The sequence below is a fragment of the Vescimonas sanitatis genome (genome assembly GCF_049060325.1).
Classification (GTDB): domain Bacteria; phylum Bacillota; class Clostridia; order Oscillospirales; family Oscillospiraceae; genus Vescimonas; species Vescimonas sanitatis.
This window is the reverse complement of sequence record NZ_JBMGPW010000001.1, coordinates 23,187-44,234: the sequence shown is the minus strand read 5'-3', so window position 1 is coordinate 44,234 and position 21,048 is coordinate 23,187. Positions and strand designations below refer to the sequence as shown.

Annotated in this window: 24 protein-coding genes; 7 read left to right on the top strand and 17 right to left on the bottom strand. The window is 50.2% G+C overall.

Features of this window, described 5'->3' with window-relative positions; all coding sequences use genetic code 11:
• Positions 1 to 3 precede the first annotated feature (3 nt).
• From ACOMDU_RS00245 to ACOMDU_RS00200, 10 genes are all read right to left on the bottom strand, one after another.
• Positions 4 to 552: an InlB B-repeat-containing protein gene (locus tag ACOMDU_RS00245; protein ID WP_421128524.1), complete on the bottom strand. Its 549-nt coding sequence runs from the start codon at positions 550 to 552 to the stop codon at positions 4 to 6.
• A gap of 150 nt (positions 553 to 702) precedes the next feature.
• On the bottom strand, positions 703 to 1,404 hold the full coding sequence (locus tag ACOMDU_RS00240; RefSeq protein ID WP_421128523.1) for a hypothetical protein: 702 nt from the start codon (positions 1,402 to 1,404) through the stop codon (positions 703 to 705).
• A 467-nt stretch (positions 1,405 to 1,871) separates the two neighbouring features.
• Positions 1,872 to 2,165: a DUF3847 domain-containing protein gene (locus tag ACOMDU_RS00235; RefSeq protein ID WP_421128522.1), complete on the bottom strand. Its 294-nt coding sequence runs from the start codon at positions 2,163 to 2,165 to the stop codon at positions 1,872 to 1,874.
• Between the two features lie 136 nt (positions 2,166 to 2,301).
• On the bottom strand, positions 2,302 to 2,766 hold the full coding sequence (locus ACOMDU_RS00230; protein WP_093372979.1) for a DUF3021 domain-containing protein: 465 nt from the start codon (positions 2,764 to 2,766) through the stop codon (positions 2,302 to 2,304).
• 10 nt (positions 2,767 to 2,776) lie between these two features.
• The gene (locus tag ACOMDU_RS00225; RefSeq protein ID WP_093372981.1) at positions 2,777 to 3,217 is read right to left on the bottom strand and encodes a LytTR family DNA-binding domain-containing protein; all 441 of its coding nucleotides are present in this window, start codon (positions 3,215 to 3,217) and stop codon (positions 2,777 to 2,779) included.
• A gap of 315 nt (positions 3,218 to 3,532) precedes the next feature.
• A complete protein-coding gene (locus ACOMDU_RS00220) occupies positions 3,533 to 3,784 on the bottom strand; it encodes a hypothetical protein (RefSeq protein WP_421128521.1) in 252 nt (83 codons plus the stop codon).
• 92 nt (positions 3,785 to 3,876) lie between these two features.
• The gene (locus ACOMDU_RS00215) at positions 3,877 to 4,131 is read right to left on the bottom strand and encodes a DUF3592 domain-containing protein (RefSeq protein ID WP_421128520.1); all 255 of its coding nucleotides are present in this window, start codon (positions 4,129 to 4,131) and stop codon (positions 3,877 to 3,879) included.
• 11 nt (positions 4,132 to 4,142) lie between these two features.
• Positions 4,143 to 4,592, bottom strand: coding sequence for a hypothetical protein (locus ACOMDU_RS00210; RefSeq protein ID WP_187015288.1), 450 nt, complete (start codon positions 4,590 to 4,592; stop codon positions 4,143 to 4,145).
• A gap of 17 nt (positions 4,593 to 4,609) precedes the next feature.
• A complete protein-coding gene (locus tag ACOMDU_RS00205) occupies positions 4,610 to 5,293 on the bottom strand; it encodes a DUF2812 domain-containing protein (RefSeq protein WP_421128519.1) in 684 nt (227 codons plus the stop codon).
• Positions 5,290 to 5,613: a PadR family transcriptional regulator gene (locus ACOMDU_RS00200; RefSeq protein WP_243184989.1), complete on the bottom strand. Its 324-nt coding sequence runs from the start codon at positions 5,611 to 5,613 to the stop codon at positions 5,290 to 5,292. The genes ACOMDU_RS00205 and ACOMDU_RS00200 overlap by 4 nt, the downstream gene beginning before the upstream one ends.
• 192 nt (positions 5,614 to 5,805) lie before the next feature.
• Between ACOMDU_RS00200 and ACOMDU_RS00195 the strand changes: the two genes are divergently transcribed.
• From ACOMDU_RS00195 to ACOMDU_RS00165, 7 genes are all read left to right on the top strand, one after another.
• Positions 5,806 to 6,174, top strand: coding sequence for a BlaI/MecI/CopY family transcriptional regulator (locus ACOMDU_RS00195; protein WP_187015290.1), 369 nt, complete (start codon positions 5,806 to 5,808; stop codon positions 6,172 to 6,174).
• A complete protein-coding gene (locus ACOMDU_RS00190; protein WP_421128518.1) occupies positions 6,174 to 8,768 on the top strand; it encodes a M56 family metallopeptidase in 2,595 nt (864 codons plus the stop codon). The genes ACOMDU_RS00195 and ACOMDU_RS00190 overlap by 1 nt, the downstream gene beginning before the upstream one ends.
• Before the next feature lie 141 nt (positions 8,769 to 8,909).
• Positions 8,910 to 9,608, top strand: a complete 699-nt coding sequence (locus ACOMDU_RS00185) for a response regulator transcription factor (RefSeq protein ID WP_421128517.1) — start codon at positions 8,910 to 8,912, stop codon at positions 9,606 to 9,608.
• On the top strand, positions 9,605 to 11,686 hold the full coding sequence (locus ACOMDU_RS00180) for a sensor histidine kinase (protein WP_187015293.1): 2,082 nt from the start codon (positions 9,605 to 9,607) through the stop codon (positions 11,684 to 11,686). Before ACOMDU_RS00185 ends, ACOMDU_RS00180 begins: the two co-directional genes overlap by 4 nt.
• 54 nt (positions 11,687 to 11,740) lie before the next feature.
• Positions 11,741 to 12,541, top strand: a complete 801-nt coding sequence (locus tag ACOMDU_RS00175) for a TMEM164 family acyltransferase (RefSeq protein WP_421128516.1) — start codon at positions 11,741 to 11,743, stop codon at positions 12,539 to 12,541.
• Between the two features lie 142 nt (positions 12,542 to 12,683).
• On the top strand, positions 12,684 to 13,043 hold the full coding sequence (locus tag ACOMDU_RS00170) for a BlaI/MecI/CopY family transcriptional regulator (protein WP_187015295.1): 360 nt from the start codon (positions 12,684 to 12,686) through the stop codon (positions 13,041 to 13,043).
• 4 nt (positions 13,044 to 13,047) lie between these two features.
• Positions 13,048 to 13,956, top strand: a complete 909-nt coding sequence (locus ACOMDU_RS00165) for a M56 family metallopeptidase (protein ID WP_187015296.1) — start codon at positions 13,048 to 13,050, stop codon at positions 13,954 to 13,956.
• Between the two features lie 53 nt (positions 13,957 to 14,009).
• On the opposite strand, the gene ACOMDU_RS00160 is transcribed toward ACOMDU_RS00165, so the two are convergent.
• From ACOMDU_RS00160 to ACOMDU_RS00130, 7 genes are all read right to left on the bottom strand, one after another.
• Positions 14,010 to 14,510, bottom strand: a complete 501-nt coding sequence (locus tag ACOMDU_RS00160) for a hypothetical protein (RefSeq protein ID WP_187015297.1) — start codon at positions 14,508 to 14,510, stop codon at positions 14,010 to 14,012.
• A gap of 13 nt (positions 14,511 to 14,523) precedes the next feature.
• Positions 14,524 to 17,250: an ABC transporter permease gene (locus tag ACOMDU_RS00155; RefSeq protein WP_421128515.1), complete on the bottom strand. Its 2,727-nt coding sequence runs from the start codon at positions 17,248 to 17,250 to the stop codon at positions 14,524 to 14,526.
• Positions 17,247 to 17,930, bottom strand: coding sequence for an ABC transporter ATP-binding protein (locus ACOMDU_RS00150; RefSeq protein ID WP_421128514.1), 684 nt, complete (start codon positions 17,928 to 17,930; stop codon positions 17,247 to 17,249). Before ACOMDU_RS00150 ends, ACOMDU_RS00155 begins: the two co-directional genes overlap by 4 nt.
• 109 nt (positions 17,931 to 18,039) lie before the next feature.
• On the bottom strand, positions 18,040 to 19,044 hold the full coding sequence (locus ACOMDU_RS00145) for a sensor histidine kinase (protein WP_421128513.1): 1,005 nt from the start codon (positions 19,042 to 19,044) through the stop codon (positions 18,040 to 18,042).
• Positions 19,041 to 19,712: a response regulator transcription factor gene (locus tag ACOMDU_RS00140; protein WP_421128512.1), complete on the bottom strand. Its 672-nt coding sequence runs from the start codon at positions 19,710 to 19,712 to the stop codon at positions 19,041 to 19,043. The genes ACOMDU_RS00145 and ACOMDU_RS00140 overlap by 4 nt, the downstream gene beginning before the upstream one ends.
• Before the next feature lie 30 nt (positions 19,713 to 19,742).
• Positions 19,743 to 20,246, bottom strand: a complete 504-nt coding sequence (locus tag ACOMDU_RS00135) for a hypothetical protein (RefSeq protein ID WP_187015302.1) — start codon at positions 20,244 to 20,246, stop codon at positions 19,743 to 19,745.
• 116 nt (positions 20,247 to 20,362) lie between these two features.
• Positions 20,363 to 21,022: a cytidylate kinase-like family protein gene (locus ACOMDU_RS00130; RefSeq protein WP_421128511.1), complete on the bottom strand. Its 660-nt coding sequence runs from the start codon at positions 21,020 to 21,022 to the stop codon at positions 20,363 to 20,365.
• Positions 21,023 to 21,048: the final 26 nt, after the last annotated feature.

The following is a 21,048-nucleotide window of genomic DNA, read 5'->3' as shown; positions in this document are numbered from 1 at the left end:
ATTCTACAGCCTTGGCATAATACGCATCGGCGGGAACATCCGCAAAGATGGAGCCGCCTGTTCCTCGACAAACTCAGCGGAAACAGTGGCCTTGCTGCCGGGCATAGTGAAGGTATACTTGCCGTTGCCTTTATCGGTGAGCTTGAGCTTATTGCCGCTGGCGTCCTTGACGATGAGCTTGTCCAACTCGTAGCCCTTATCTGAGGTCACGGTGATGGTCACGCGGTCGCCCTTGGAAGCGTTCTTGGGGCTGACGGTCACATCGCCGTTCTTGGTGCTGGGTGCGGTCACTGCATAGCTGGGATCACGATCCCCATGGCTACTGGAGCCGCCGGAGGACGGACGGGTCAGCTTTGCAATCGTCTCCGCTTCAACAGTGGTTTCCTGTGTACCAGCCGCATCCTTAAAGACCTTCTGGCAAACAGAGCAGGTGTAGTATTCATTATTGCCGGTTTCTGTATAAGTCGCAGCCTTGGCTTCGGTCTTGGTCAGACTATGGGCAGCAAAACCGCCATAGGCCTGACCGCATACTGTGCAAATGGCCTTATGCATGTAATGTTTTGGCTTATCCAATCAATACATGAATGAAGGCAATGCAGTAGATGCATCCTTTAACTCGCCATTGTAGAAAGTAAGGAGGAGGAAATTCGATGCAGTAAAATAGCGAAACTCCAACATAGTAGTGCTAATGGAGTCGAGTTTTTAATCTTTTACAAAAGAAATGTCAGCAACTCTATCCTTGAGACTAGATATCTCAGCAAAAGAACTGGAAAACAGATCCGCCAGCTTGCCATCGTCTGTCACATAGGTCATATACGGTGTCCCGGTGGAAATCGATGTACCTGCGTCTTGACTTGTATAAGTTTCCGCCGAATCACCCAGTCGAACCCCTTGGTATGTACAAAAATGATCCGATCGTGCGTGAACAACCCGAATATATTCGATCTCGGCATCAGAATAGAGGTCCTCTTTCAGCGGGTCAAAGTATGCCGTTATGATCTGCAAATCGTCGTTCTCATAGACTGAGCAGAGCACATCTTGAAATTCCTGAACATCCGCATCCAGGTACTGACCATAAGGAAGGTCGCTATCTATACATTTCAGGGTATCCCGGAAGTTCTGAGGCAAACTGGAAAATTTCATATCCGGCGCAACGATCACTACACCGTCCGTTAGAAGCGCTCTCGTGTAGGGATCCCAAGGAGACAATACTTCCCTGTATTGCTCAGGGAGTACTTCCGGCAGATACTCGAGTGTTCTGTCCAACCACGGGATAGGATGTTCTGTGGTTGGCACGGCTGTTTCCCCGGGATCGGACGCGCTGGACGGGACAGGAGCTTTTGCTGTACAGGAAGTCAAGACAATTGACAAAAAGGCAACTGCCAAAAGCAATTTAGATTTCATTTATGCTGCCCCTTTCATACGATTATCAAGATAAGTTTGATTGTTTATCATTATTTTACCGTTTGTAAAAGACGTTGTAAAGAATGAGCCCAGATATAAAAATAATAGGAGGTTAAATCATGGCAAATTATACTCTTCAATCCCATGGTGGCGAAGGTCTTTATATGACTGCTGATGGCACACCAACTGCGCGACGCAATGTATATATTAAAGCACGAGTCTCAGACAGTCTTGATCAGACTTGGCGAATTGATTCGCCAAGCAATGGTGCACGGACAAGAATTTTTTCCTGTAAAAGTAATAACACTGGGGGTTATGCGCTAAATAATGCCACGGGAACAAACAACTGTGACATAATTTCACATATATCGGAGCGCGGGGGAAGTCCCCTGTGCGGAGATAAGCCCTCGGCAGAGCGCACACGCCCGCAAGGGTGTATAAGTGCGCCCTTAGTTCCTAAGGGATTTTCAGCTTGTCGCTCCCTCTGCTCGTTTTTTCAGATATTCCCGCGCTGGTTCACTCGTCAAGGCAAGCCGGAGAAGTGCTGCGGCTTCCTCGTCGGTCATGTTCTTTGCTTCCGGCACAATACTTTCAAAGACTGCGCCCCGGACGATAAGGCGGTGGCTGCGTGTTCTGCGTTCCTCTTTGGATAGCTTTTGACGCAACATCTTTTCCCGGTTCTCAAACTGCCGGATTTTCTTCTTTCCGTCCTCAAGCTCGGCGGTCAGCTCGTCATAGGTTTTCTCTCTCGGTTTTGTCATAGTTGGTCGCTTCTTTCTGCCCGTCGGCATAAAAATAGAGCAGCCGTTTTCAAATTGAAATGGCTGCTCGTGGCGGTGTTATTCAGTTCTTGTCAGCTCCCAGATAAACGAGAAGTTGCCGTTGTGAAGGTTATGCTCATTTTGCGTTATTACTGTTTCGAACTCTGTCATTCATTCTTTTCACTTTGCGTTTCCATACAAAATATTGAATGAGCCAAGTGATGACGGAAATTGCAACGAATATTCCTACATATGAAAGAATACCAATGGCATTATGCTTCATCCAATTCGTAATATAGGCAATCGGAAACAACGTAACACAGACAATGGCAAAGTAAATTCCGCTTTGCTTTGCAAGGCTCCACGAATCAATTTCCCAAATAACGGAAGCCATTGCGAAGCCTGTACCCAAAATTCCGCAGAGAATTGTTTGAAGAATAACTGCGTTTAATTCATTTTTCATTGTATCAATCAGCTCAGGGGTGACAGGATAGAACGAACCATCTCCTATGCACATTGATATAATCACAGTTATTACAAAACCGATAGCAATGCCGAGAGGGAATCCGAGAAGCCCACGCTGAATCATCTTTTTTTTCATTTTTACCACCTCATATTCCTAATAATTGTTTGATCTTGGCGACAAAACGCCTTGAAACATAAGTAACCGTCCCATTTGAAAGCGTAACACAAATTGTTCCTGCAAAGCTTAAATCAAAACCCTTGACTTTTCTCAGATTGATAATATCCGAGTTTGATATTCGGACAAAAAAGTTGCTGTCCAGCCGCTGCTCCATTTCGTAAAGCCGCAGACGGAGCGTGTACTCACCGTGATTTGTTTCGGCAAACACTTTGCCCGCTGCAGCAAAAATGCGGTAAATATCAAACGGCTCCAACACTTCGACAATATCATCTTTGAATCCGGCAATCATTTTCGGCTGCTCGTCTGAAAGCCTTTTCATGATTTCATTGATTTCGTCGGTCATTTTGTTTGTCACAACGATGATTTTGGGTTCCTTGCAGTTCTCATCTAACTTGATTTCAATTTGCATTTGCTCACCTCCTCTTTGTTACGGTTTAGGGATGAACAAAACTCTGATTTGTTCGCAGCGGCATACAATATATAGATGCTGCAACAATTTGTAATTCAATATATTGTTTCACAATTTTGTACAACTTGCGTTTTGCTCATCTCTATTACGGTTACAGTATAAGAAAATCGAGAATCGATTTCCACTGATTCTCGACAGGTGGTCGTTTTCAGACCATAGACGGTAGATTATATAAATAATCTTCCTCATCAAATTCGCATTTGTTGCTCTGACAACAGATAAAGTATACCACAAGACTGTGAATATTTCTACCTGCTATTTCAGCCTGTCGGCGGCGTTACTATCTCTGGCATATTGCCGCGCCGCTTTCCGGCGTTCCTCGCTGTATGGGGCGGTCAGACGGAAAGAGAAACGCCCCTTTGCAATATCAAACTCCATGCAGCCCGTGTCCGGGTCTGTGTCGGTCTGGCGGCACTGGTCGGGGTGCTGTCCGGCATAGGCGGCAAGCCGTTTCTTTAAGTCGGTGTTGTGGGTGCGGATATGGGTAAGGCTATACGCTACGTACAAATCAAGAGGAACCTAAAAATTCTTCATAAAATCTCATAGCACAGAAGCAAAGCCTGCAGGTTTTGATACCTGTAGGCTTTGTATCACCGAGCTTATACCACTTTTGCCCGAGAGGGCTTGTTTCTGTCATATAAAACCGTTACAGAACTCCCCACGGAAGGGGTCGGATAACCTGCTCCAATCCACTTTCTTTGCGTATAGGTTTGCCCATCAACAGTGTATTCTACTTTAACAATGTGGGGAAACATTGCGCCGTCCATGGCGTGTAATCTCACGCGCTTGGCGTTTACCTTTAGCCACCACTGTTTTTTTACAGAGATAACGGTTCCTGCTGCTTCTTTGTACATAAGTTGACCTCCTATTTGCCCCACTTTTCGGCAACGACTTCCAATGCCTCTCTCATTCCTTCCGGTGAATCAAAGGGGTGAGTAAAGATACTGATGGTAGTGCCTTTAACAGCGATGCACTCCAACCGTTCTGTGACCCACGCCTGATCCAAGCCGGGGATTTCTATGCGTGTGTAATCCTCGGTGGACTGGGCAAAGACAGAATCTATCATCAGAACTTCCACGAAACGGTCAACCATGTCTTCGTTTTTGAGAATGTACACATCCTGGTACAGCCATTCTTCGCTACTATAACTGCCGTTGATTACATCAACATATTCCTGCGTGTCCCAGTGATCTGCCAACATAGACTGATTTGCCTTGACCATACTTCCTTCACCATTGACAGAGTTCGTTGTGCGTTTACCCTCAATGTCAAGGTCAGAGAGTAAAATATAAGGACCGTCTGATACATCTGGCATAGTATATCGTTCGTCGTTTAGATAGTCGTACCCAACATACAGATGAGCAACAGCAGGCTGATGATTCGTGGGATGATAATGAGCTTTCGACTGCGCGGCGCATGATCCAGAGGAATGCCTTTCTTCATACGCCGATACAGGCGGCTGATGTAAATAAAACCCCATAGATCGCTGAACACGGCCCAGAGCAGGAACAGGCAGAAACCAATCACCCATGCGGTTTCTTCTACCAATCCTCGGTACAACTGCGCTGCCCAACGGCCATTGAATAAACCGCCAACAAGCGCAGCCATAAAAGCATGGAATGCCAAAATGATGAACGGAGCCATCAGAGAAGAACGGTATTGTTTTCGCAACCCCTTTAAGGTTGCTGCCTGCTGTTCGGGTTCCAAATAGAACTCTGGGGCACCATTTCCTTCCGGTGCACGGAAAATGTGCAGGTATCCGCGGCTGATGACATACTCCCAACCGCAATCCTCGTAGACTGCAATCTGTTCTTCTGGCAGATGCCCGTCCTCTAAAGATTTCAGATTTACAACCTCGACCCGGTATCGCATTTTCTTGGGTTCTGTTTTCTGGAAACGGCTCAAGGTTATGCCGCGATTGACAAGCTCCCAACCTTTCTCGGACATATCGGAATAATACTTTTCGGTTTCACCTATGGCGTAATTATTGGGATGAATACCATGTCTCCAGTTCATTCCTCTACCTCCTCCAGAATTGCTCCATCGGTCACGAGCTGCTTTAAGCGTCTATACTCTAAATGAAGCGCGTTTTTTCCTTCTTCTGTGATAGCGTAATTCTTCCGGCGGCCTTCCTCGCTGGTTAGGGTGATAAGTCCTTCTTTATTCATGCGAGTGAGAACACCGTACAGTGTACCGGGACCCATTTCGATGCGGCCTCCGGAGAGTTCCTTGATGCGCTGCATCATGCCGTACCCGTGTCCCGGTTTCATCAATGCCAGCAGAATGTAATAAGTGGCTTCAGTCATGGGCGCTTGTGCCGCCATTGTCCATTCCATCTTTCTCAACTATTATGCCTCGCGATATATCGAGCAACATAATAGTAGCATATTTGAAGCACTTCGTCAATGTGCCATCTGCTCCCCAATAGCATTTATTTGTAAAGATAATATGAACTCCATTGACTTTTTGCGTCTACTGCTGTAGACTATAATCAAGAAGTCTACATCGGTAGACAAGGAGGTTGACTTATGGATATTCCGAAGATTCACGAGGGCGAATATCGTTTTTGTCTGATTATGTGGGAACATGAGCCGGTCACGGCTGCGGAGTTGGTAAAGCTGTGTCAGGAGCAGTTGGGTTGGAAACGCACCACTACCTATACCGTTATCAAGCGTCTGGGAGAGAAAGGTGTTCTGCAGAACGATAACGGCACCATTACTTCTCTGGTTTCCAAGGACGCTGTGCAGGCATATGAAATTGGAGAACTGGTTGAAAAGACATTTGAAGGCTCACTGCCTGCTTTTGTCGCTGCTTTCACCAAGCATCAGAATATTTCTGAGGAGGAGCTTGATGAGGTACAGCGCATGATCGACCGCATCCGGAGAGGAGGCAAATAATGAACGACCTGTTTTTGAAAATTATAAACATGAGCATATCAGCAAGCTGGCTTGTCCTGGCTGTGCTGCTGCTCCGGTTTGTCTTGAAGAAAGCACCCAAGTGGGTCAATGTCCTGCTCTGGGGCATTGTGGCAGTGCGTCTGGCTTTTCCGTTCTCTATCGAGAGCGCTCTGAGTCTGATCCCCAGCGCAGAGACAGTTCCGATGGATATCGAAATGGCAGTACAGCCCACGATCAACAGCGGTGTTCCAGTGATCAATAGCATGGTCAACCCTATGCTGTCCTCGTTCGCTCCACCGCAGGATGTATTGACGAGCGCAAATCCGCTTCAGATCTGGATTCCGATTTTTAGCATTCTCTGGATTGCCGGTATCGCTGCGCTCCTCCTATATACCGTGGTCAGCTATTGGCGTCTGCGCCGCAAAGTCAGCGAGGCAGTCATCCTCCGAGACAACATCTTCCAGAGCGAGAATGTGGCTTCTCCCTTTGTGCTGGGCGTGTTCAGACCGAAGATCTATCTTCCCTACAATATGGGCGGACAGGATCTGAACCATGTGGTCGCACATGAGCAGGCACACATTCGTCGAAGAGACCACTGGTGGAAACCCCTCGGCTTCCTACTGCTGACGATCCATTGGTTCAATCCTCTGATGTGGCTGGCCTATGTGCTGCTGTGCCGGGACATTGAGCTGGCCTGTGATGAGAAGGTCATTAAGGTACTGGGCAACGAGCAGAGAGCCGACTATACCCAGGCGCTTGTGGCCTGTAGTGTCAACCGCCGTGTGATCGCAGCCTGCCCTCTTGCCTTTGGTGAGGTCGGTGTAAAGGAGCGTGTGAAGTCTGTGATGAACTACAAGAAGCCTGCTTTCTGGATCGTCGTTCTGGCAGTTATCGCCTGCGTGGTCGTTGCGGTGTGCTTCCTGACTGATCCGGATCAGGACAGCTATACGCTGCGAATTGTCGTTCCAGCAGGAAGCCAGGATGATTTTGTGTATTCAGATGAAGAAGTCAGTACAACGGGAAACTCCATTGTCATATGGTCCGGTGAAGGACTGGATGATACGGAAGTTCTTTTATTTCCAGTCGACGAAACAACAGAAACCGGATATACGGCTACCTATCTTACACATGGAATGCCCGTTGAATTTGACGCCGTAAAAGATGAATGGTTCAAGGTTGGCATCAATATGCAAAACCCAACGGACGAAGACATCGTTGTTTATGTGGAAGTCGAAAATGTGGAAATTCGTATTTCTGACGAAAGTGCGCCCAATCATATTACTTTCAAAGCGGAAGTCCTTGAAATCCACGAGGGATATTTTCTGGTTGCACCAGAGGCAAGCTGGGCACTCAATAGCGCTGACCAAATTGAAGTTCCTCTGATGAATATGGACCCCGCTCTGGAGCCGCAAATCGGAGACATTATTGAAGTCTCATATAGCGGTGAGATACTGGAAACTTATCCAGCTCGGTTGAAAGAAGTTTACAGCATCAGAGTTGTTGCCGAAGCGACGAAACTCACCTTAGATGATGTAATTATTCTTTCACAATACGGATACGATTTATCGTGGTCGGATTTTGAAAATTACGATTATATTGAAACCGGCTCTGGCCTATATATCCGTGTCTATGTGATCAATGAAATGTATGAGCTATGGATTGGCGGTGGAAGTCCGGATAGTGACCCTATGTATATCTATCTAGCTTTGGCGGATGACCTCGATACACGCATCGACATTCGGGACGGCGGCGTGACGGAGTTCATTGGTGCGGATCATTCAGAAGTGTTGTTGGCGAAGGCGATCAATGAAGCAATCCTGGCAGAAAACAAGCCTTCCAAGCCGGATGGTCTGTATCATTGCGCCAGCTTTGTCTTGTTGGATCAACAGGAACTCAGTGGCACCCCCGCAGTTGGTTCCTCCGACCACATCAAGCTGGTCACTGTCTACGGACTGGCGCTTCATCAGGGATTTGGTTATTCCGGTGGAAGCTTTCACGATGCTGCCGGCAGTCATATCGCTGTTGCCATCACCTTTGAAGTTGTAGATGGGAAATATGTTCTGAAGGAGTATTGGACACCGCGGGACGGCTCCTACTATGTTCAGGATATTCGGGATAAGTTCCCTGACGAAATTGAGGACGAAGCCCTGGATACTCAGAAGTATATCCTCGCCCAGAAGCAGGAGTGCTACGATCAGGCCGTCCGTTACGGCGGAGTTGATACCTATTCTGCGGTGGAACATCTTTTTGAGGTAATTGAGTCCTCTCCGGCCACATCTTCCAGACCTGCCGACTACATTGACGCACACCCGATTGAGTATCGGGAGCTTACCTACTACGGAAGCTATACATTGCAGTATGTATTCTCACAGTTTTTAGAGGGTGGTCAGACAGGACTGCGTGGACATCTGATGCGAAGCGTTCTCGATGATCTTGCGCCGGAAGCACAGCTCCGACTCTACGCTGAAACTGGCCAGGAATACTTCGATGAATGGAAAGCGGGTGCCATTCGGATCAGCGAACAGCACGATATGGAATGGATTAAAGAAAACCAGCCTGCAATCTGGCTTCTGCTCCAAATGATTGACGAGTAAGCAACCACATCAACAGCGCAGCTTCCGGTCGGGAGCTGCGCTGTTCTTTTGGAATGGCAATCTTCACAAATTCTTCATCTTTCTACCACTACCATCTTAATGTAAAGATTGTTATTATAAAGCCATCAAAGGAGGGGTTCCATGTACCACATTCTGATTTGCGATGACGAGCAGGATATCGTCAACGCATTGAAAATATATCTGATGAATCCGGACTTCAAACTGTTCGAGGCCAACACCGGAGTGCAGGCCCTTGAGGTTATGGAGCAGGAGGACATTCACCTGATTCTGCTTGATATCATGATGCCTGAAATGGACGGCATCTCCGCAATGGTAAAGATTCGGGAGAAGAGCAATGTCCCCATTATACTGCTGACGGCCAAAAGTGAGGATACCGACAAGATCCTCGGCCTGAACACCGGAGCGGACGATTACATCACAAAACCGTTTAATCCCGTAGAGGTGACGGCCCGTGTCCGTTCTCAACTGCGCCGCTATATGCAGTTGGGCAGCAGAGCTGCGGCTCCGGCACGATATGTCATCGGCGGCGTGGAACTGGATGACAGCTCCAAGGAAGTCGCCTTGGACGGAGAACCCATTTCCTTGACGCCCATCGAATACGACATCCTCAAACTGCTCATGGAGAGTCCCGGCAAGGTGTATTCCCCCAAGGAGATCTATCGGCAGGTATGGAAAGAGGCTCCCCTGGGAAGCGACAATACCGTTGCCGTACATATCCGGCATCTCCGTGAAAAAATAGAGATCAACCCCGCAGACCCCCGATATCTGAAGGTGGTCTGGGGACAAGGGTATAAAATGGAGAAAGGAGCAAAACGATGAAGCCGTTCTTTAGGAAGAAAAACGCAGATCCCATCGTGGAGGAAATCGCGCAGACCGTACAGGATGCGCAGTATGAAGCGGTGACACCAGAACCGGAGAATGTTGCTCCAGTTAATAGAAAACTCCCGCTGACCCACCGTACATCAGCCAAGTTCGTAGCGTTCCTGCTGGTCATCATCATGGTGATTGTTGTTATCGGCTCTGCAGCTGGTGCGTTCATCATGGTGGAAGAAGAACTCTATACGACATCTGAATGGGCTTACAAAAACGAAGCCATGAGAAATATTGCCGAAGGCGATATCCGGACGCTCATTCATTATTTGACCAACGAGAATTTAGATGCTGGTGCTGATGATGCCATGCGCTATTTGTCAGATCGCAACATTGCATCTATTGAAATGGTTTTCTCAGAAGGTCCGCGAAATAACTGGGGGTATGATGGGGGCGTGAAGGAAAGCTCCACGGAGTACAGTGCGGTCTGGTATCATATGAAGGAGAAAGACGGCGTAGAAAACTGGTACAGTCTGTATAGCAACTACGGATATGATGTGGAGCAGATCGGTACGGTGGAGGCAACGATTCGTCTTGCGGATGAATTGACCCAGCCTGATACTTATTATTATGCCGACCTTTTGATCTCCTTGGCCTTTGCCATGCGTTTCTGGGTATATGCGATTGGCATCGGCGCTGCCATTCTTGCTATCGCTGCTTTCGTTTTCCTTATGTGCGCATCTGGTAAGAAAAATGGTCTGGCAACAGCGCAGCCGGGATGGGGTACGAAGATCCCCTTTGACCTGCTGACCGGGATGACTGCGCTTGCCGGGTTCCTGATAATACAGGTCATGGTGGAAGCAATCTACTATGCCTCAGACATCGAAGCAGCGTTAGCCGGCATCGCATTAGGTATCTCTCTAATGGCCATTTGTCTTGGCTGGTGCATGAGCTTTGCAACGCGGATCAAGCTGGGGTGCTGGTGGAAGAACACCATCATCTTCTATGCCCTTAAAATTGCACTGGTCGTGCTGCGTAAGATTTGGAGCGGCGTATGTGTGTGTTTCCGCGGTATGGTATCCCTTTGCAGAGGCATTCCTCTGGTTTGGAAGACCGCTCTTGGCCTGGCTGCAATCGCCTTGATCGAAGTCCTTGTCATTGCTGGGGCATACTGTGAGGAGGATGTTCTGCTGACCTTCTGGTTCGTGAAGCACCTTGTGCTTGTCCCGCTGGTTCTCTATGTGGCGTTGATGCTCCGAAAGCTCCAGGCAGGTGGCAAGGCTCTTGCCACCGGTGATCTTGGATATCAGGTGGACACCAAGAGAATGTTCTGGGATTTCAAGCGCCACGGCGAGAATCTGAACAGCATTGGCGTTGGCATGACAGCGGCGGTGGAACAACGTCTGAAAAGTGAACGCATGAAGACTGAGCTGATCACCAATGTTTCTCACGACATCAAGACTCCGCTGACTTCTATCATCAACTACGCGGATCTGATTGAAAAAGAGCAGTGCGACAACCCCACCATTACAGAATATGCCGGTGTACTCCATCGTCAGTCCGACCGCCTGAAGCGGCTCATTGACGATCTCGTGGAGGCTTCTAAGGCGTCCACGGGTAATCTGGAGGTGCTGCTGGCTCCCTGTGAAGTTGGTGTGATGCTGACACAGACTGCCGGTGAGTATGAGCAGAAGCTTCAAGAGAAGGATTTGGTTCTGTTCACCAGCCAGCCGGAGCAGCCTATTAAAATTATGGCAGACGGTCGCCGCCTGTGGCGCGTGTTCGATAACCTGATGAACAATGTCTGCAAGTATGCCCAGCGCTCCACCCGCGTTTATCTGACGCTGGAGGAGAAAAACGGAGAGGCAATCATCTCCTTTAAGAATATCTCCCGCGAACCCCTCAACCTGTCTACTGACGAGCTGCTGGAGCGCTTCGTTCAGGGCGACAACTCCAGAAAGAGCGAAGGCAACGGTCTGGGCCTGTCTATTGCAAAGAGCCTGACCGAACTGCAAAACGGCACCATGGAGCTGACTACTGACGGCGATCTGTTTAAGGTGGTTCTGCGGTTCCCGACCATCAGCTAAAAAGAAGCAATCCACACCCGTGCGTTTCCAAAGAAAGAAGATGTCCCAAAGCAAATGTTAGCAACCTTTTTTGAATCTATTTCCTGGCCCATGGAGCCGCCACCGGCCTACGGTGCATTACATATTCTGTTTACCCTGATTGGCTTTGCTGTCTGCGGTTTCTCGGCATGGAAGCTGCGGAATGTCAGCGACAAAACAGCATGTCATATCCTGTTTGCCTGCGGTTTGGTATTGACGCTGTCGGAAGTATTTAAGCAATTCTTCTGCTACTATGTGATCGCGGACGGCACCTATCACTGGGGCGAGTTCCCATTCCAGTTGTGCAGCATCCCAATGTATCTGTGCCTGATTGTTCCTTGGTTGAAGCTGGGAAAACTGCGTCGGGCATTGCATAGCTTCATGGTGCTGTATAATCTCTTGGGAGGAGCCATTGCCTTTACCGAGCCGTCCGGCCTGCTTCATGGCCACCTGTTCCTTACCGCCCACTCTTGCGTGTGGCACATGCTGTTGGTGTTTGTGGGACTGTTCCTCTGCGTGTCCAAGCGAGGCGGCAACCAGAAGAGCGACTATGCTTCTGCGACTTGGATCTTCACCCTTCTCTGCGGCGTGGCCCTTGCCCTGAACTGCATCGTGCAGTTTGGAATCGGCAGAGATATGAATATGTTCTTCGTTGGCCCTGGTAATTCTCCCATCATTGTGTTCAAACAGTTCTCCGAATGGTTCGGTTGGTATGTCAACACACCCATTTACATATTCGCAGTATGTCTGGGAGCCTATCTGCTGTTCGTCTTGATCTACTGGCTGCATAACAAGGAACTGCCGAGCCGCAGGAAGCGACTGCAATCAAAGGTATGAGAAACAAGAAAGTGCGTCGGACAACCGGCGCACTTTCACTTTTGAAGCTTTTATGAACATTGGCTCTGCCATATTGACTTTTCGTGTTACAAGCTGTAGTATATAAGTGGCGCTACAAGCTGTAACACGGAGGTGCGCTTTAATGTCTGATTTGAAAATGGGAACTGCCGAGGCCCGGTTTGCCGATATTATCTGGGAACGGGAGCCGATCACATCCGGTCAAATGGCCAAGATCGGCGCAGAAGAATTTAACTGGAAGAAAAGCACTTCTCACACTGTTTTGCGACGCCTGTGTGAGCGTGGCTTGTTTAAGAATGAAGATGGCACTGTTACTTCGCTGATCTCACGGGAGGAATACTACGCCCGACATAGTGAGCAGTATGTGGAGGAAACCTTTGGTGGTTCTCTGCCTGCGTTCCTCGCTGCATTCGGGACACGGAAAAAACTCACTGACCAGGAGATCGACGAGCTGCAGAAGGTCATTGATGGAATGAGGAGGTGACCCTATGTTCTTTTATACATTCATGCCCAAGCTATTCAACATGAGCCTGACGGCAAGCGTGGCTATTGTATTTGTAATCCTGCTGCGCCTTCTTCTGAAAAAAGCACCCAAGGTCATTTCCTATGCGCTGTGGGGCGTGGTCCTGTTTCGTCTCCTGTGTCCGGTGTCGATTGGTTCAAGCTTTTCCGTTTACAATCTTTTCGATGCCCCAGCCCAAGAGTCTGGAACAATTACCAGCGTCATCGAATATGTGCCGAGCAACATTGTTCACACAGAGTATCCCTCTGTTGCGCGGCCTGTTCCGGGCATCAGTGATGCGATCAACGAGGCATTACCGCAAGGACGGGAACAGTTGGTTGCCGACCCGCTCGAAGCTCCAATGTCCATTGCTACCTATGTTTGGATGATTGGCGTGTTGGTCATGGTAATCTACAGTATTGTCTCCTACATCCGGCTGCGGCGTAAACTGTCGGTGGTTGTTCCTCTTCGAGACAATATATTCATCGCAGACGATATCAAGTCTCCCTTTGTGGTCGGCCTGTTCCGTCCGAAAATCTATCTACCCTGCAATTTGAGCGACAAGGAGCAGGAGTATATCATCCTCCATGAGCAGCACCACATCAAACGACTCGACCATGTTATGAAAGCACTGGCGTTTTTTGCTTTGGCCATTCATTGGTTCAACCCTCTTGTCTGGGCAGCGTTTATACTGGCAAGCAAGGATATGGAAATGAGCTGCGACGAAGCCGTAATCCACAAAGTCGGCGGCGATGTTCGTGCGGACTATTCTGCTTCGCTTCTGACTCTGGCCACCGGGCGGCGTATCATCGCCGGTACTCCTCTGGCCTTTGGCGAGGGTGACACCAAGGGACGCATCAACAACTCCTTCTTAACTTACTCGCAAACACTGTGACAGCAAGAGGTCGCATATTGCCCTGATAACATTTTGCCGCCCCTATATCTTGCCTATGGTTCATCCCCCACCCGCTTTTGAAAGAGAGACAAGCCCAAAAAGCAGAGTGCAGAGAAGGCGATGCCGCAAAGAATGTATATCCAGTTAAAGAACAGCAGATTGACTGCATACCGCATGGGCATCCGTGTAAAGAGCACCGCATACGGCTCAATCGTTCCAATTGCCTCCATGACTGCCGTGACACGGAACGGACTGACCCCGCATAGATACGCTCCGAGGAAATACAGCGTCAGCTTCTCGACAATAGCCGGGAGCAGAATACCAAGCGCGTAAAACAGCGGTTCCCGATTCTTGCAGCACCTCCATAGATACAGCGCCCCAAAGCAGTACGGCAGCAGCGCAAGGCAGATGCCCTGAGCGGTCAGGTGCAGCTGCAGCCCGAATACAAGAAAGACCATACGGATCAAAAGGTATCCGCCGAGAATGATCAGCCAGCAGATCGGCAGGGATTTCAAGTTGAGTTTCCCATGTGCGGTTGCTTCATTGTTGTGCATATTCTTTTCCTCCTTACAGATTCTCGTTTTTCAAGGCGTCGATGGGATTGTCCTTTTTCGCTTTCCTCATTGCGTATATCATGGTGGCGAATACGACCAGAAATACGCTCAGTACGGCGATGCCGATGGCCGCCCACGGCAGATGGAAGGAGGTTTCATAGGCCGTTGTGACTGCGCGGTAGATGAGATATGTAATGCCGCAGGACACCGGCAAACCAAGAAGCAGTGCCTTGGAGCCGTACAGCGGGCACTCGCAGTTCATCATCCTGCGAAAGCCCTTCTGCGTCATGCCCACCGATTTCAGCATGGCAAACTCACGGCGGCGCAGGCTGATATTCGTGGAAATCGTATTGAACACATTGGCCGCGGCAATCAGGGAGATCAGCACGATAAAGCCGTAGGCAAATACCCGGATAATGGTTATGACATTCCGGTTTGTCTCGGCGTTTGCGGCGTAGTCGAAGAGCTGCCGGCTGCTGAGACCGTTTTCCGTCAGCATGGTCGCCAGATTTTCAAAGCTCGCGGCGTGATTGCTCGATGTGAGGAAATACTCTGTATTACGGAATTGATTCAGCGCCGCCTCGGGAATCACGCTCTCCAGCATGCTGTGCGGATAGATCATATTGATGGCCACCGGCGTGCTGCGGCTGACAAAGAACGGAGCCTCCTCAATGGTTTTTTCGGACCGCAGCGTGTACTTTGCAAAGGATTCCTCATAGGGCAGCTCGATGATGTCGTTCTCGTTGTCTCTGTTTTGATAGAGGACGACCTTATTGCCGTTCTCATCGATCCGGCTGTCTTTTCTGTAATATCCGTCGATCTCTACATAGTAAAGGCCCTCAATCACGCACCCATCGCCCTGGAGCGAGTCCAGCGTGACATACTTCTCAAGCCGGCGGTCAAACTCAATATTACGGTCAAGCGCGATGCCCAGGGGGTTGTCCCGGTCATAGTAATCCGCTTCCTTCAGGTTGTACTTTTCCAGTAACCTGTTGAACTCGGTGTCCGCAACAAAGTACAGATAACCGGAGATGCCAAGATCCTTCGGCGCTGCGTCCTCACGCTCCATGCCGAGGTCGGCAAAACGGCCGGCAAACATTGCCGTGACATATTCGCGGGAGATATCGCCCTGCAAAAACTGTTTCTTGGTATAGGTACCTCCGGTGACATTCGGCTCGGAGAAAAGCAGCTCCAGAAGCGCATCTGGCGTCATGGCGGCGGAAGCGTCCGACTCCGCCGCGTAGATCAGGTCGAATTGATCGGAGGCCAGCCCTCCCTCGGCGGATTCCATCATGTAGTCGGTGAAGGCCGCCGCCGAAACAAAGAGGACGATGCTCATAAAGAGACTGACGACGGTGGTTCTGTATTTTTTCCGGTTGCGCTTATAGTGCTTGCCGGCAAGGACGCCGGGGAGTCCGAACAGCTTGTAGGCGAGCTTTGAGGTTCGGACGGGTCTGCCGCTTACCTTGATGTCCATGCTCTGGCGGATCGCCTCCACGGCGGAAACTCTGGTTGCCCTTTTTGAGGGAATCCATGCCGAGATCAGAACCGTGACAAGTGCAATGACCGCAGCAATGACGACAGCCTGCCACGAAACACAGAGCCGCATGGGAATGTCCACACGGACAATGGAGATAAATTTATCTCCGATCAGAAGCAGCGTTATGCCGATACCGCCGATGCCCACCAGAATGCCCAGCGGGATGCCGACAATGCTGACCGCCAGCGCCTCAAACAGCACCATTCTTCGAAGCTGCTTTCTGGTGGCGCCCACCGAGGACAGCAGGCCGAATTGCCTTGTCCGCTCCGAGACGGAGATGGAGAATGCGTTATAGATAAGCGATACAGAGCCGAACACGATCAGCGCGATGATGATGGCGGCAAGACTGTAAAACGCGGTAAGGAAGGAATCGAACGGAGCCGTGCCGGAATACAGCAGGACCTTTGTATTGTAGGCATAGCGATACTCTTGCGTATAGCCCATTTCCTTCATGAAGTCATACACCCCGGCGGGCTTGTGCAGCTTGAAATAACAATGAATCGGAGCCTGATCGGCGGATTTGGTGTCCGCTGCCGTAAGCGCTGTGTACCCGGGCGCGGAATAGTCCTCAAAGGTAGGCCTTTCATAGATGCCGACCACCGTATAGGTTCTTGGTTCGGTGTTTTCGAGCCTTTCGCCGCTCATAATCTCCACCTGCGTTTCGCTGTCATAGGCGTATACGGGCGTGTCCTGTCCCAGCCTCCGGCCGTCAAGTGTCCTGTCACCCACATCAAGCGTGACGGTGTCGCCGAGCTTATAATTCACCTTGCCGTTTGATGTCAGGTGCTCCGGCAGAATAATTTCCGTGGAGTCCTTCGGCAGCGTACCTAAAATGAGATGCACCGGCATTGTCTTAAAATAGCCGGAGGCCACATCGCCGCCAAGCACATACAGATAGGGCTTGCGCTCGTTGGCGCTGTCGATCTTCGCGTAACCCAGAACCTGCGCGTAGGCTGCGGAGGAAACCCTGTCGGAATCGCGGATGTCCTCATAGTCCTTATATGCGGCGTCATAAACCGCTCCGTACCAGTCCCCGTCGATGTGGATCGCACAACGCAGCACGAAATTCTGCATACTGGAGACAAGGGTCGTGGACGCACAGATCATCGCCGCCGAGAGCATAATGCCGATGATCGTGACGATGGTTCTCGTCCTGTTTTTCTTCAGGCTCTCTAAGGTTACCTTGTTGAAAACATTCATCTGCGGATCACCTCGTCTCTGGTGATTTTCCCGTCCTCAATGGAAAGGATTCGATCCGCCTGCAGTGCGATGCTCTCATCGTGGGTGATGACAATAAGGGTCTGCCCGTATTTTTCGTTGGAAACCTTCAGCAGCTCCACGATCTCCCGGCTGCTTTTGGAGTCAAGATTTCCGGTGGGCTCGTCGGCAAGCACCACCGCAGGCGCATTCATCAGAGCCCGACCGATGGACACCCGCTGCTGCTGGCCGCCGGAGAGTTGGTTCGGCAGGTGGTTCTCCCGGCCGGTAAGCTTCAGAGTGGTCATCAGCTCAGCCAGTCGATTTTGATTGACCTTCTGCCCGTCCATCAGGACAGGGAGAGTGATGTTTTCCGTTACATTGAGCACCGGAATGAGATTGTAAAACTGATAGATCAGTCCCACCTGACGGCGGCGGAAGATGGCAAGCTGTTCCTCGTTCTGCGCATACACATCCTTGCCGTCCATAAATACCTTGCCGCCTGTAGGCCGGTCTACGCCGCCGAGGATGTGAAGCAATGTGGATTTGCCCGAGCCGGAGGGGCCGATCACGGCGACAAACTCTCCCTTCTCCACCGAAAAGGAAACACCGTCCAGTGCCCGCACCTCGTTCTCGCCCTTGCCATATACCTTTGTCAGGTTTTCCACTCTCAAAATCTCCATATCGGGATACTCCTTTCGCTTTTTACACCCCCATTCTATTTTGTCAAGGTGACACGGCGGTGACTTTCAGGTGACGGATCCGTCACTTAGTAAAAAAGGGAGCCGCCGGTCAGACGGTTCCCTTATAAAAGCGGATGGTGAACATGGCTCCTACGGGCTTGCGGTTCTCTGCCTTTACTGTTCCTCCCTGACCGGTTATGATCATGCGTGATAAGGCAAGCCCGATCCCAAAGCTTTTGCCGTCGGAATCCTTGCCCTTATAGAAGCGCTCAAAGATGTGGGGCAGATCCTCCGGAGAAATGCCCGTGCCGTTGTCTTTAATTATAATTTCGGAAAACAGGGCGTTTTCGGTTGCCTCGATCTCAATCCTGCCGCCCTCGGGGGTGTGTTCCATGCAGTTCTTCACAATATTGCCGATGGCCTCGCAGGTCCATGAGAAATCTCCATGGAAAGCTCCGTCCGCATGGATGAGCAGCTCCTGCCCGCGCAGCTCCATGGGAATGAGCAGGGTCACACAGGACTTTTTGAGCAGTTCCTCCAGACTGACCTGCTCCTGCTTGAACTGCACCGTGCCGGCGTCCAGCCGTGAGATCTTCAGCAGCGTGGTGATCAGCCAGTCGATGCGGGAGAGCAGTTCGTAGAGCTCATGGATCAGCTGCTGCCTGCGCGCGTCGGTCAGCTTCGGCTCCGACAGCAGTCCAATCAGCAGATTGATAGAGGTCAGGGGCGTGCGGATCTGGTGAGAGATATCTGCGATGGAGTCGGCAAGATACGCCTTTTCCCTTGTCAGCGTTTGCTGCTGTTCACGCAGGCGTATGGTCATCTTATAGATCTCACTGTGGAGGATGCTCAGCTCGCCCTCCGAATAGCTGTCAAAATCGATTGCATGATCGCCGTGCAGGATCTGATTGATATCGCCTGCCAAAGCGGCAATGCTTTGATACCTCCTGTATGTACTGACGCAGTAGATCAGCATGAGGAGCAGAGAAAGCCCTGCGGCTGTCAGTCCGGCGTGAATGTCGAAGAAAAAGCAGACGGCGCAGGCGGCTGCGGAGAGCAGCAGCTGCCACAGCAGTGCCTTTCGCACCTCTTTGTTTTTCAGCAGCTTGATCATGCGTCCACCTTATATCCTGTCCCGCGAACCGTCAGAATGATCTTCGGGTCGGCAGGGTCATCCTCAATCTTCTCCCGCAGCCGCTTGATGTACACCGTCAGCGTATTGTCATTGACATACTCGCCGGCAACATCCCAGATGGCGTCAAGAAGCCGCTCACGGGTAAGCACGATTCCCCGATTGTTGATGAAAAACAGCAGAAGGCGGTATTCCAGTGCTGAGAGGAACAGATCCCTGCTGTTCTTCATCGCCGTGCCCTTTTCGGTGTCCACCACCACATCACCGAGCTTCACCGTTTTGCCCATGCTGCCGGTGAGTCGGAGCACATTTCGGATGCGGGAGATAAGCTCTCGCGGGCGAAACGGCTTTGGAATGTAATCGTCGGCGCCCAGATCGAAGCCCGTAACGGTGCTGAACTCGTCGCCTGACGCGGTAAGGAAAATAACGGGCAAGTCAAATTCCGATTTGATCGCTCTGCACGCCGCGAAGCCATTGCCCTCCGCCAGAGACACATCCAACAGCACAAGATCCACCTTTTCCTCCGCAAGCAGCTTCATGGCCGCCGTCTGCCCGGATACACTTCGCACAAGATACCCTTCACTGTTCAGATATTCGCTCAGGCTCGCAACGATAATTTTATCGTCTTCTACCAATAGTATCTTTATCATAGTCAGTCCTTTATTCTGATTGCCGCAGGATCACAACCACTTCCCGATGAAGCCATATTCCACACGGTTGCCATCGCCCCATTCTGCAATCACACGGTAAACAAAGCTGCCGCTTTTCAGATCGAACGCACATCCTCCGTCATACGGAAGAATGTCTGTGATTGTCTCAACCTCACCGCCGTTTTGGGGGACGCATTGTATCCGCACTGTATCCGGCTGCACCTCGAAATATAACCAGATTTCGTTTGACTTTCTGTGGGAAATCAGTCCCTCGGCGGCTGCCGTGATCTCCGGCAGAGAAGTCTCTTCGCCGATCGCAGGCCCGCATCCAATGATGGAGCTCATGGTTCCATCCTCATTCGGTTCCGGGGCCTGCCAGTAGTAGGCGCAGGGGGAAGCCGTGATTTCATCTGTTTCACCCATTGCCCCAGACATGGCATTCACCTGAAGCTCCGGTATGGTGATTGGGTCGGAGGGCTGTGCCTCCTTATACGGCAGATTCATTTTTACTTCAAACTCTACCCAGTTTGCCATCGGCTCGGAATACTCCGTGTCTTCCTCGTACCGGAACTCCGTCTGCAAGCGTTAGCATGAATTGTGCTTTAGAAAGTCTTACTTTTTGTTTTTCTCTTGAATAGAGATAATTAAATTCAAGAGCGCATTTTCCAGTAGCCGTCCGCGATCGGGGGCAGCTCCGCATAGGCGGAAGCCCTAATGTAACTACATAAGGATTCAGACATCTTTTTAATGTCAGTGCCGGATGTGTTTGCCAGCAGGTCAAAGTTTTCCTTCGCTCCCCACTTCTGCTCAGTGAAGAAGGAATAATACTGTGCGCGGCTCCGGTCGATTTCCATAATCCGTTTTTTCATCTGAGCCTCGCTCAGGTTCTCGTCTACTGGCCGGCGGTCTATGCAGCGCTTGATTTTACTCGGCATATCTGCATAAGAGAAAATACGAATGGGCTTCTGATCTCGGAGGATAAAGTCCGCACAGCGGCCAACGATAACGCAATCACTCTTTCGCGCAAGTTCGTGAAGCAAATCATGCTGCTTCGTGTAGATGGACAAATCCGGATGGAACGTAGGATCTGGGCTCAGATAAAAACTGTGTCCAACGTGAATTGGGAAACTCACAACAGGACGTTTCTCCTCTATCTGCCGGATATATGCTTCGGACAGCGCTGTTCTTTTTGCGATTTCCGTAATAATTTCCTGATCGTAGTAAGCAATTTGCAGTTCTTCTGCGATTCTTCGTCCTATCTCCCGTCCTCCGCTGCCGAATTCACGACCCACAGTGATAATCCGCCTCATTCTGCACTCCTCTCTAGTTTTGGGCT